This is a genomic window from Pseudoalteromonas sp. RW-H-Ap-1, from assembly GCF_048318575.1.
In the GTDB taxonomy this organism is placed as follows: domain Bacteria; phylum Pseudomonadota; class Gammaproteobacteria; order Enterobacterales; family Alteromonadaceae; genus Pseudoalteromonas.
The window spans coordinates 146,932-160,071 of record NZ_CP166997.1; the positions used below are offsets into that span (position 1 = coordinate 146,932).

At 39.7% G+C, this 13,140-nt stretch carries 10 protein-coding genes and 1 pseudogene; all 11 read left to right on the forward strand.

Features of this window, described 5'->3' with window-relative positions; all coding sequences use genetic code 11:
* Positions 1-144: 144 nt before the first annotated feature.
* Positions 145-1,833, forward strand: coding sequence for a M1 family metallopeptidase (locus tag AB8618_RS17130; protein WP_413403291.1), 1,689 nt, complete (start codon positions 145-147; stop codon positions 1,831-1,833).
* Positions 1,834-2,024: 191 nt separating this feature from the next.
* The gene (locus AB8618_RS17135) at positions 2,025-3,914 is read left to right on the forward strand and encodes a methyl-accepting chemotaxis protein (RefSeq protein WP_409425965.1); all 1,890 of its coding nucleotides are present in this window, start codon (positions 2,025-2,027) and stop codon (positions 3,912-3,914) included.
* The gene (locus tag AB8618_RS17140) at positions 3,911-5,017 is read left to right on the forward strand and encodes a sensor domain-containing diguanylate cyclase (protein WP_409425966.1); all 1,107 of its coding nucleotides are present in this window, start codon (positions 3,911-3,913) and stop codon (positions 5,015-5,017) included. Before AB8618_RS17135 ends, AB8618_RS17140 begins: the two co-directional genes overlap by 4 nt.
* Positions 5,004-5,614: pseudogene (locus AB8618_RS17145) on the forward strand (DsbA family protein). The gene AB8618_RS17140 and the pseudogene AB8618_RS17145 overlap by 14 nt, the downstream one beginning before the upstream one ends.
* A 223-nt stretch (positions 5,615-5,837) precedes the next feature.
* The gene (locus AB8618_RS17150; protein WP_138606484.1) at positions 5,838-6,590 is read left to right on the forward strand and encodes a DUF3450 domain-containing protein; all 753 of its coding nucleotides are present in this window, start codon (positions 5,838-5,840) and stop codon (positions 6,588-6,590) included.
* Positions 6,591-6,600: 10 nt separating this feature from the next.
* Entirely contained in the window at positions 6,601-7,968 is a 1,368-nt protein-coding gene (locus AB8618_RS17155) for a MotA/TolQ/ExbB proton channel family protein (protein ID WP_413403295.1), read from the forward strand.
* A 3-nt stretch (positions 7,969-7,971) separates the two neighbouring features.
* A complete protein-coding gene (locus AB8618_RS17160) occupies positions 7,972-8,499 on the forward strand; it encodes a MotA/TolQ/ExbB proton channel family protein (RefSeq protein WP_008111501.1) in 528 nt (175 codons plus the stop codon).
* A gap of 53 nt (positions 8,500-8,552) precedes the next feature.
* Complete coding sequence (locus AB8618_RS17165; protein ID WP_008111500.1) at positions 8,553-8,963, forward strand: ExbD/TolR family protein; 411 nt, start codon at positions 8,553-8,555, stop codon at positions 8,961-8,963.
* Positions 8,964-8,969: 6 nt separating this feature from the next.
* Positions 8,970-9,575, forward strand: a complete 606-nt coding sequence (locus tag AB8618_RS17170) for an energy transducer TonB (protein ID WP_413403570.1) — start codon at positions 8,970-8,972, stop codon at positions 9,573-9,575.
* Between the two features lie 37 nt (positions 9,576-9,612).
* Entirely contained in the window at positions 9,613-10,941 is a 1,329-nt protein-coding gene (locus tag AB8618_RS17175; protein WP_413403298.1) for a tetratricopeptide repeat protein, read from the forward strand.
* Between the two features lie 314 nt (positions 10,942-11,255).
* Positions 11,256-12,863 carry a hypothetical protein gene (locus tag AB8618_RS17180; protein WP_409425972.1) on the forward strand — a complete coding sequence of 536 codons (1,608 nt, stop codon included), beginning with the start codon at positions 11,256-11,258 and terminating at the stop codon, positions 12,861-12,863.
* Positions 12,864-13,140: the final 277 nt, after the last annotated feature.

The window sequence follows — 13,140 nt, forward strand, 5'->3', positions numbered from 1 at the left end:
GCAAAGCATCAATAGATCCTAGTTAAATGTAAATAAAAGTAACTAATTAACTTAAAAAATAAGCAGTTCGTCTTTTTTTAACTCTATAAGTGTAAAAATATGTAATTATAATGAAAAAATAATAACTACAAGGTTTTACATTTTATGCATAGGGTACGTTACTTGTTTTGCTGTTGTTGGCTAATGTTACTAAGCATTCCGCTAACAGGCTGTTATTCAAAGCCTGCAGCTTTAGATCCTCAAGTAGCAAGTACTGGTGAGTCGTTATCCACGATAGCCCAAACCACTGATGTCATTTTTTACGATTTGCAGCTAGTTGTCCTGCCCAGTAAGAAAAAAATTTCTGGCATAGGTAAAACCATGTTTCGCGTGCTGAAAAAAACGCAGCAAGTCGAACTCAAGCTCGATAATCGTTTCTCTATTGAAAATGTCACTGTTGCAAAGCAACCAGTCAATTTTAGTCACCAGCAGGGCATTATCATTATTGATTTGTATGAAACTAAATACCCAGGTGAAGTTGTCGAGGTTGCCATTAGCTATTCAGGACACCCTCATGAAGCTACTAATCCTCCGTGGAGTGGTGGCTTTGTATTTAGCCATACGGCACAAGGTCAGCCTTGGATAGCAACAGCAGTACAAGGCGAGGGCTGTGATTTATTTTGGCCTTGCAAAGATCACTTCAGTGATAAAGCCGACAGTATGCGTATTCGTGTGACAGTACCTACGGGGTTAAGTGTTGCTAGTAATGGTGTACTTAAAAAAATTATGCCATTAAAAAATAATACAACTGAATTTGATTGGTTTTTATCTGAGCCTGCGAGTGATTACAATATTGCGCTAAATATTGGTCCCTTCGAACGTATTCAACAGCAATATAAAAGTATTAACGGCACGCAGGTACCTGTTGAATTCTGGGCATTACCTGAAAACAGCCACAAAGCCACTATGCTACTCAATGATGATGTATATCAACAGCTCGCATTTTTTGAATCTGTATTAGGGCCTTACCCTTGGGGAATGCAAAAATTAGGCTTTGTGGAAACACCGCATCTGGGTATGGAACATCAAACCATTAACGCTTATGGTAAAGGGTATACCCGCGATCCAAGTGGCTATGACTGGCTTATTCAGCACGAGTTGGCTCATGAATGGTTTGGCAATTTAATGACACATGAAAAACTCAACGATGCGTGGTTACACGAAGGCTTTGGTTTCTATATGCAACCCGCTTACAGCTTATTTAAATTTGGTGAAGCTGCTTATAACCATGCTATGTACACCGCGTATTTAGGATTAAAAAATTGCCATCCTATTGTTAAACAAGGGAAAGTTACTTCTAAAGAAGCGTTTAATGCAGATATTTATGGTAAAGGTGGTTGGACGCTTCACACTCTGCGATGGCTAATTGGAGACGAGTTATTTTGGCAAGCTGCCCGAGAGTTAGTATATGGTCAAACGCAAACAGCTAATTTGAGTTACCCAATCGAGTCGCGTTATCGCAGTAGCCAAGAGTTTATTAATATTGTTAACCGGATCACGGGCGATGATTATACGTGGTTATTTGATGTGTATCTAAAGCAAGCCGCGTTACCAACCTTAACCATGGAGCGTACCAATACAGTCGCTTATTTAAGCTGGAGTAACAGCGAAAAAGATGGCACAGCGTTTAAAATGCCGGTTCCTATTTCTATAAACGGGAAGTTGACAACTCACACTCCAGTGGATGGACTGATCACTATCAATGCCAAAAAAAGCGACATTATCGTTATCGATCCACAGATGAAGGTTCTGCGACAGTTACCCATAATTAGTCAATGCCAGCAACAAAGCTAAGCTTATATAGCTTAAATTACAACTTGTCATAAGTTTAAGATTTAACCAAATACCGTTCTTTTTGGATTTAAAATCTCATTATTTATTATTATTTTTAATTATTAACCTCGCCTGAACAATATTTGCTAAGACTTTCAGTTAAAAATTTGTTAAAAAGACAGTGATAATAATGATTAATCCTTAAGGTACTTATGTTTAGCTCGCTGAAATTCACCTCCAAAATCACCATCGCTGCGTCATTGGTCTTAGTTTTAGTGTTAGGTGTTTTTACTATTAACAACTATTTTTCAATGCGTCATCAAACTCAAGAGCAGCTATCTTTAGTATTAAAACAAAGTTCCCAGTCTGTATCGCAGAACATTGCAAGCTGGCTGAATAACAAGTTAGCCATTGTTATCTCGCTGGCTAACACCTATCAAGTTACAGACGCTAAAGCGCTTACATTATCGCAATTAAATACTGCAGAGATGGCAGGGGATTTTAAAAATACTTACATCGGCGAATCCTCAGGCGCGTTTATTTTAAATGATCAAAGCGTCATTTTACCCGACGATTTTGATGCAACTAGCCGCCCTTGGTATAAGTTGGTTGAAAACAAAACTAACACTGCATTCACCACCCCTTATATTGATGTAACCACCAATGAACTGACCATTTCAGCTGTTGCGCCCATAAATATTAACGGCCAATTTAAAGGAGTTGCAGGTGCTGATATTGATATGCAAACCATAGCTAAAATTATCGACAATATTGATTTTTTAGGGTTAGGTTATGGCTTTTTATTAGATCATAATGGCCAAATACTAAGCCATCCAAATAGTAAGTTAAATTCAAAAGCGCTGACTGAATTATTTGGAAAAGACATTGAGCTGGCTGATACTTTTACAGAGCACCAAGTTGCTGATGAAACTGTTTTAGTGTCATTTACTAAAATTCATGGCATAGAAAATGTTGATTGGTATTTAGGAGCAGTGATCAATAAAGACACGGCTTTCGAAAGTGTGTCGGCATTTGGTCAAAAAGCACTGATTTACTTAATAGTAGGCACCTTAGTCATTGTTTTTGCGCTACAGCTTTTATTGCGTTACTTAATGCGTCCTATGTATCGCTTAAACGATGCTATTAGAGATATAGCTCAAGGTGAAGGCGATTTAACTCGTCGCCTCAGTGTAGAAAACGATGATGAGTTTGGTCAGTTAAGTAATTCATTTAATATTTTTATAGAAAAAATTCAAAATTCAATTGTTCAAGTTAAGTCTTCAGCGCAATTGTTAGAAACAGCTGTTGCTAAGCTGGTTACGCAAACAGATTCAACCTTGACTATGTACGACGATCAAAGTGAACGTACTAACAGCGTAGCATCGGCAATTAATCAGTTTTCTGCTACCGCCACAGAAATTTCAAGCAGTGCTAGCAATGCCTCAACGCTTGCTAAAGATGCTGATCAATATTGCGCTAAAAATCAGCAAACACTGACTAACAACGTATCAAGCATTCATCAACTTTCGCAAAATATAGAGCAAGCGCAAGAAACAATTAATAGTTTAGATTCACATACCGCCAATATCGGTAATGTATTAGCAGTAATTAAAGGAGTGAGTGAACAAACTAACTTGCTCGCTTTAAATGCAGCGATAGAAGCCGCTCGTGCGGGTGAAGCGGGAAGAGGGTTTGCCGTTGTTGCCGATGAAGTAAGACAATTAGCACAACGCACTCAAAAATCAACGCAAGAAATTGAAAATACGGTTATAGAACTGCAAAAAGGCTCAAGCTCTGCCGTTGAACTGATGAAAACCAGTTTAGAAGAAAGTGAAAAAAGTGTTCAGCAAGCGGATGCCGTCGGCGACGTAATGAAGCAAATAATTAGTGCGATAAGGCAAATAACGGATGCTAATCATAGTGTGGCTAATGCCACAGATGAACAAAACCAAGTTGTTAAATCATTACACTCAGATATTCATGTTATTAGCGACTTATCTACTCAAGGTCAATCTAACCTTAACCTTACTTTAGAGGAATGTACCAAGCTTAAGCATCAATTTAGCGACTTAGATCGGATGGTTAAAAAATTCAAAGTATGATCAATAAAACAAAAATAAATAAACCAAACTGGCTTAGTCTAGTTAATATTGACAGTGTTTATAGCTTTGATAGACAACGCCAAGCGTTTTCTTTATTTACCATGATAGCGATCGCCTTGGTGTTAATTACTTATTTGGTGATTGCAAATTATCGCGTTTATGCGCCGATATTAACTGCCGCGTTAATTTCAGTTAACTTAACCATTGTTGGGTGCATCGTTTATTTTATAAAAACCAAAAAGCTCAATGCAATTGCGTTAATTACTCTGATGATTGTATTTTTGATGTGTTTAGCATTGGTGTACACAGGCGGTAAAGATAACACTGCGTTATATTGGCTAATGTTTTATCCTGTAGCTGTATTTGCCATACTGGGTGTAAAACTTGGCGCATGGTTAAGTAGTGCCATGTTATTGAGCTGCATTGTTATGTTGTATGGCCACGATATGGGGCAGGTTATTTATGGTGAGGTAGAAAAGACCCGTTTTGTTGCTGCATTTTCATTAGTGCTGGTCTTTTCTTTTATCGGTGAGTATTTTCGTCACCGAAGCCACCTTGCCATTGCTGATATTACCTTAGAGCAAAAACAATACGCCTATACAGATCAGCTCACAGGTGCACCCAACCGTCGCTTTATTACTTCTCATTTTTTAAAGCTCGCCGCTTCACGACCTACACATTATTTACCGCTGTCTATATTGCTCCTAGATTTAGATAACTTTAAACAATTAAACGACACCTATGGTCATGATTTTGGTGACACCGTATTAATAGAGTTCACTAAATTATTAGAGTCGCAGTTTCCTGCAACCGCCCTTAAAGCCCGTTATGGTGGTGAAGAGTTTGTAGTAATTTTACCGCAGCTAACGACCATTGAAGCCAGTATTTTAGCTAATCGCTTTAGAGAATGCGTGCAACATCATGTGATATTATCTGATAAACAACAACGAGTATCGTTAACCTGCAGTATTGGCATTGCACAAGCTAATCATGTTGACGACTTCAACAGTGCCTTAAAACAAGCCGATGAGTATTTATATCAGGCAAAATCACAAGGGCGTAATAAAGTCATATTTGCGCAGGGCGAGCATGTCAGTCAATAAGCTTATTTATGTGCACGACCCTATGTGTAGTTGGTGCTGGGGTTATAAACCTACTTGGCAAAAGCTAGAAACTGCTTTAGTAAATATTCTGCCTATAGAATATAGGGTCGGGGGGTAGCGGCAGATAGCGACCAGCCAATGAGTGCCGATATGCAGTTGCAACTACAAGGCATATGGCAAAACATTAGCAACCAATTAGGCACTGAGTTTAATTTTAATTTTTGGCAAGAATGCCAACCACGCCGCTCTACTTATCCTTCTTGTAGGGCGGCATTAATTGCCCGTGGCTTTAACAAAGAACCTCAGATGATTAACGCCATTCAACAAGCTTATTATTTAAAGGCGCAAAATCCATCGGATGAGGCGGTTTTAATTAAACTAAGCGAACAAATTGGTATAGATGCTAGTTTATTTTCTCAATACTTACATTCTAATGAACTTAAGCGTCGCTTTGATGATGAGCTCAATTATGTTCGCAGTTTACCTATTCAAGGTTTCCCGTCGTTAGTATTAATACATAACAACCGTGCTTACCCTATTGCTATTAACTACACAGATTGGCAGCATACCCTTAGTGAAATACAGTCTTACTTATAAAATTTATGCTTCAAACATCACCCTGCACTTTAAATTCAGCCAATAAGGCTAATTTATTACCGTTGTCATAAAAGCGACTTTTTTACGCAACACGCTTGTCATTTTTAATCTATACACTTTCGCTCATTGAAACTATCTCGCTTTAAAATGTTTTTTCATAAACAGGCTAAAGCGACTAATAAACACTAGCAAATCCGCTAATTAACGAGCAAAGGTGTATACGATGAAAGGCGTTAAACCATTAATTTTAGCTGGTATTGTAGCCGCAAGTGCAGCAGTCCACGCCAATGATTTAAACACGGTAATTGATAAAAGTAGCGACATTAATAATTTAGCTGCGCAATCACAAACAAAAATAGACAAGATTGCAGATTCAATGCAAGGGCGTTTACAGCAATTTAAAACCCTAAATAAAGAAATAGATGGTTTAGCCGTTTATAACGCACAGCTGACAAAACAGTTAAATAACCAAATAGAAGAGATGGAATCGCTTAATTTATCAATGGATCAGGTATCGATTATTGAGCGCCAAATTACACCTCTAATGCTTCGCATGATCACCGGGCTTGAACAGTTTATTGCCTTAGATGTGCCGTTTTTAAAACAAGAACGTAAGCAGCGTCTTGAATCGTTAAATGCAATGATGGAGCGTGCTGATATTTCATCAAGTGAAAAATTCCGCCGTGTGTTAGAAGCTTATCAAGTTGAAGTTGATTACGGACGCACTATTGAAGCGTATACCGCATTGCTTGATGTGGACAATAAAGAACGTGAAGTTGATTTTCTACGCATTGGCCGTTTAGAGCTAATTTACCTTACGCGCGATGGCAAACAAGCAGGTAGTTGGGATCAACAGTCACAGTCGTTTGTTGCATTGCCTGATTCAACTATTAGTCAAATTAATAAAGGGCTTCGCATTGCTCGCAAACAACTAGCCCCCGATATGTTAACACTGCCAATTCATGCTGCAGAATAAGAGGTTTACCATGAAATTATTAACGAAAATGACAAAAATGGCCGTGTTTGCAGCCAGCTTAAGCTTTGTAGGCACCAGCATTGCCGCTGAACCAATGAACTTAGATGCCTTATTAAAAACCTTAGAGCAGGGTAAATCAGCGCAATCAGAGCAAAATAAACAGCGTGAACAAGAATTTGCTGCACGTGAAAATGAACAAGTACAAATGCTTAAAAACACCCAAGCTAAAAGAAACCAAATGCTCAGCGAGTCAGAGCGCTTAGAAACGCAGTTTGAAGAAAACGAAATTAAACTGGCTAATTTGACTGATACTTTATCTAAGCGTATGGGTTCATTAAAAGAGCTATTTGGTGTACTACAGCAAGTTGCTGGTGATTCAAGCAATAAGTTTGCAACCTCTGTGGTATCTGCTCAGTTACCTGGACGTAGTACTTTTATGGATGAATTGGCGCAAAAAATGGGGTCTACCTCAAAGCTTGCGTCTATTGAAGATATCGAAAAGGTTTGGTTTGAGCTACAACGCGAAATGACCGAACAAGGAAAAGTAAGCCGCTTCAATACCGATGTAATTGTTGACGGTGGCAATAAAGTACAAAAAGAAGTGGTACGTGTGGGTGCATTTAACCTTATTAGTGACGGTCAGTACCTAGAGTATACACCTTCTACCAATACCATTAGCCAACTTACTCGCCAACCAAGCAGCCGCTTTACTGCGACCGCTGCTGATTTGCAGCAAGCAAACACGGGTGTGGTGCCGTTTGCGCTTGACCCAACAGGTGGTTCAATTTTAGGTTTATTAGTACAAGCCCCTGATACCAGCGAGCAAGTCCATCAAGGTGGTGCTGTTGGTTACGTTATTTTAGGCGTTGGTTTATTAGCGTTATTAATTGCGTTAGAGCGTTTTGTATCACTGATGTTGATGGGTGGAAAAATCCGTCGTCAATTAAAAGATGATACAGCCCGTGATGACAACCCGCTAGGGCGCGTCATGAAAGTGAAAGACCAATACCCAAATGTGGCGTACGACACGCTTGAACTTAAGTTAAGCGAAGCCATTTTACGCGAAATGCCAAAAATCACCCGTAATTTAACGCTTATTAAAATTATCTCTGTGGTAGCGCCACTGCTGGGCTTACTCGGTACGGTAACCGGGATGATCAATACCTTCCAAGCGATTACTTTATTCGGTACTGGCGACCCTAAACTAATGGCAGGCGGTATTTCACAAGCCTTGGTTACTACTGTATTAGGCCTTGTTGTTGCTATCCCTACGGTGTTTTTATACACCTTATTGAATACCCGCTCAAAAGGCTTACTGCTTATTTTACAAGAACAAAGTGCAGGTATTATTGCCGAGCGAAGCGAGAAAGGAGCTTAAACCATGGTGCTATTGATTGATTCAATCAATGCTATCCGTGATTTTCTCGACACGGGTGGCCAAGTTCTCTTGGTCATTGCCGTGTTAATTTTCGCGATGTGGTTATTGATACTCGAGCGATTTATGTACTTTTTTAATGGCTATCGACACTACAAAAAAGACGTTAAAAATACGTGGAAAACGCGCAGTGAACGCAACAGCTGGAACGCAGAGCAAATACGCCAGGCCATGGTGTCACGCGCCAGTATGCGATTAAACGCAAACTTACCACTGATTAATGTGATGGTTGCGCTGTGTCCACTATTAGGATTGCTTGGCACAGTTACAGGGATGATAGAAGTCTTCGATGTAATGGCCATTACAGGTACTGGCAGCGCACGCTCTATGGCATCGGGTGTGTCAAAAGCAACTATACCCACTATGGCAGGTATGGTCGGTGCGTTATCAGGGGTGTTTGCCTCAACCTATTTACAGCGTAAAGCAAAGCGTGAAGTTGAATTGTTGCAAGACACTATGGTGTTAGACCACTAAATAATTATTGAAAAGCGGTGGTTATAATCACCGCTTGTTCTAGGAGAAGTAAAATGAGAGCCCCATTAGGTAATTTATTCCAAGAAGATGAAGCAGAAGAAATAAACATGACTCCTATGCTGGATGTTGTATTTATTATGCTTATTTTCTTTATTGTTACAGCCTCGTTTGTAAAAGAAGCCGGTATTGATGTAAACCGACCAGAAGCGGCAACTGCGGTTAAAAAAGAGCGCGCTAACATATTAGTGGCTATATCAGATCAAGGCGAAATTTGGATCAATAAACGTCAAATAGATGTACGTGCTGTACAAGCCAACATTGAACGTTTAAAAGCTGAAAATCCACAAGGTAGTGTGGTTATTCAGGCCGATAAAAAAGCCACTACAGAAACCTTGATAAAAGTGATGGATGCCTCGCGTGCAGCGGGTGTATTTGATGTTTCAATAGCGGCTCAAGAAGGGTAACGAGTGATGCGTTATGTACTTGCGTTAATTATAGCGGGTGTGGTGACCTTTATGCTGTTTTTAGGTATGCAGGCATTGATCACCGGCGGAGAAGGCGCCATGACGGAGCCTGCAAAAGGGAATGTGTTGGATTTTGTCCGTTTGAAAAAAGAAGAAACGGTGCAAAAAAAGGAGCGCAAACCACAAAAGCCACCAACACCTAAAGAACCACCTCCGCCAATGGAATCGCCACAAATGCAAAGTAGCGATAACAACGCGGCTAGCAACAATTTTGATTTTGCTGCCAATGTTGATGCTGATGTAAATCTAGCGGGTGGATTAGCGTTAGAAACCAGTGATGGTGAGTATTTACCCATAGTAAAAGTGGCACCTGTATACCCAAGACGTGCGTTATCCCGTGGTATTGAAGGGTATGTCATTGTTGAATTTACAGTGACAAAGCAAGGCACGGTTAAAGAGCCACAAGTTATTAGAGCCGAGCCAGAGTCATTGTTTGACAGAGCTGCGATGGATGCGGCCCTTAAGTTTAAATATAAACCGCGCGTTGTTAATGGCGAAGCCGTTGAAGTAGCCGGTGTGCAAAATAAAATTTCTTTCCAAATTAATGGTTAATTCTGTTAAGTAAGCAAAGAATGAACGTGAGGCAATTATGAAATTAAAACTAACAACCAAACTATTGAAGCTTAGTATGTTGTGCACTGTTGCAATCAGTGCCAGCGTTGTTACACCAAGTGCATTGAGTGTACTTCCGGGTGTAAATTTGGCGACAGTACAGGCGGCTGAACAGCAGAAAACAACACGAGTGCCCGCACTTCGTGAAAAGGTATACAGCCAATTAGCTCGTGCCCAAAAACTTGCGGATGATGGTGACAGCAAAGCGGGCTTGGATGCACTTGACAGTATACAAGTACGTTCATCAAGTATGAATTCTTATGAAATTGCGATGATGCATAACTTTTATGGGTTTATTTATTACAATGAAAACGACCTTGTAAAAGCGATTGCCTCATTTGAAAAGGTGATTGCAGAAGATGGTATTCCAGAAACACTACGCCTGAGCACAACATTCAGCTTAGCGCAGCTTGCTATGGCTAACAGCGACTACAAAAAGGTGATTGCATTTTTAGACAAATGGGATGCCATTAATACAAAGCCTAAAACCGACGCCTATTATTTATTAAGAGCGCAAACTTACTATCAATTAAAAGACTATGAGCAAGGCCTAAGTTACATTACCCAGGCCATTAACTTAAGTGATAGCGAAGGCAAAGTACCAAAAGAGAACTGGCTGGTACTCCAACGTGCTATGTATTACTCACTTAACCAAACCGATAAAGTAGTGAGTGTACTTGAGCGTATGGTAAAGCTTTATAACAAACCTGAGTATTGGGTGCAATTAGCCGGTATGTATGGTGAAACTGGGCAAGAAAAACAGCAGCTTAGTGTTTTAGAAGCGGCTTACCAACAAGGATTTTTAACCTCCAAATCTGACTTAAGACAGCTTGCGCAGGTATATTTATACAATCAACTTGCTTATAAAGCTGCCAATGTAATGAGTAAAGCAATAGAGCAGGGCATTGCTGAACCTACGGCTAAAAATTATGCCTTTGTAGCCGAGGCCATGGTACAAGCTAAAGAAGATGCTAAGTCGATTAGTTATTTTACCAAAGCAGCAGAGCGTTCAGAGCATGGTAAATACGATCAGCGTCTAGCTGAAGTGTATGTAAACACAGAGCAGTATGACGAAGCAGCCGATGCAGCACGAATGGCGCTGGATAAAGGCGGCCTTGATTTTGAATCAAATGCGTTTGTTGCTTTAGGGATGGCACAATACAATTTACAAAATTTTGATGCATCTATCCTTGCATTTGAACAAGCTGAAAAGCACAAAAAGTCGCAACGTTTAGCCCAACAATGGATCAAATATGTAAAACGCGAAAAAGTGCATGCGCAAACATTAAAAACAGCACTACTTTAATTTTTATAGTGCGATTATTAGTTCTTAATTGACGCACTAAAAACCATTTCATAATTGCACTACTCAAACCACACTAACATTTAGTTTGTGTGGTTTTTTTGCGTGCACTTTTAAAGCAACATATTGATTTTTAGTTAATTAACATTGTCATTTTATGTTTACTAAAGTGTAACTTCATTGTCATAACACTCCCGTATTGTACTTCGTATTCGATAACTCAAGTGACCTTAATGCATGAGTATCGTGCCTTAAAGTGACTTAAGTTATTACTTAATGCGCTAACACAATAATTAAATACTTTTACGGAGTGAACAATGAAATTATCTGGCTTATTCAAAATCAGCTTAGTGGCTACAGCAATAACACTTGCTGGTTGTGGCGGTGGAGATATTAACGTTACACCTACGACAGTTGATAACAGTGTAGACAATTCAGTGACTAACCCAGGTGGTGATAATGGTGGCGATACAGTAAGTTGCGCCACATACACATTAGATGGAGCTACATTTACAGGTGAAGCAGAAGGCGTTAACTGTTTATACAGCCAAGCATTTGCAAGTAATGCAAAAGAAATTACTAGCTCTTTTGTTATCCCTGCGCTAGACGATGGCGGTGCCCATGTATTTGAAGGTGCTTTATTTATTGGTGACGATGTAGACACATCTACTGGCGCCACTATTGATGTTAATGGCCCAACATTGTCTATTGAAGCAGGCGCTACCATTGCGTTTACAAAGCCAGAGAGTTTTATTCGTATTGCTCGTGGTGCAAATATTGAAGCAATTGGTGAAGTAAATAAGCCAATTATTTTCACAAGTATTAAAGAAGTTGATGGTGACGATTCAACAACCGCTCAAATTGGGGATTGGGGTGGCGTTCAGGTAAATGGACGTGGCCATTCTATTCGTTGTACAGCAACAGCAGCGGCACAAGACATGTGTAACCACTCAGCTGAAGGTATTGTGTCTTATTACGGTGGTAATGACCCGCAAGATAGTAGCGGTATTCTAAAGCATATTGTTATTAAGTATGCAGGATTTGGTGTTGAAGGTGATGAGCTAAATGGTTTAACACTAAATGCTGTTGGCTCAGGCACAACAATTGATTATGTCCATGTACATAATGGTTTTGATGATGGTATAGAGCTCTTTGGTGGTAGCGTTAACCTTAAACACATCGTTGTTACTGATACAGGCGATGATGGTATTGACTGGGATGAGGGTTGGAAAGGCTATGGACAGTACATTCTTGTCCGTTCAAATGAATATGGAAATCATGGTTTTGAAACAGATGGCGCAAAAGTTGATCCATTATCTGCAGACGCACAAGATTTAGTAACGACTGTTTCTAATCCAACTATTGCTAATGCAACCGTTGTTACTACTGGTGACCAAGGTGCTGAAGGGCGTCGTACTGGTGCCGGTATGGAAATGAAAGAATGGGGTAAAGCGCAATTAGCTAACATGTTGTTTGTAAACTCATCATCTGTAGATGGTGCTGGCTGTTTTGATTTATATAATGAAAAAGATAAATCAGGAGATGCTGGTGTGCATGCCAATGCAAACAACGGTGATATCGCATTTATGAGTTCAATATTTGCGTGTGGTAAGAATTTTGAAGACGTAAATACTCCTTTAACCGGCGCGTTAGCAAGCTTTGATATCAATACCTGGTTTACTGGTGGCGAAAATAACCAGCTGATTGGTTTTGCTGATTTTGCAAATGTGCTTGGTGCTGATGGTGTTTCAACTGCAGCAACTATTACAGATTCACAAGGTACTGCGGTAGCTACAACAGCTAAAGACATGAGTGAGGTTGACTCTTTCTTTACTAACGCAGGCTACATTGGTGCACTTAAAGAAGGTGAATCAAGTGAATGGGCTGATTTTGTAGCTGCATCTTTACAACGCGCTAGTAATTAATCTAGACCGGCTCTAATTATAAGGCGCTCTGGCGCCTTTTTTAAGGGAATTTTAGGTTTAGAGGATATAAATATGAAACATCAAAAGCAGTTTAAAACTAATCTAATAACGTTATCTCTGCTCTCCCTTTTTCTTCATTTAATTCTTTTGCTGAACAGGCACAAGAAATAATCAATGAAGAAGCGATAGAAGAAGTTGTTGCAACAGGTACACGCCTAAAAGGCAGTGCTAGTGCCGTAATTGATGAACGTAAAAACCAGGCATTTGTTGCTGATAT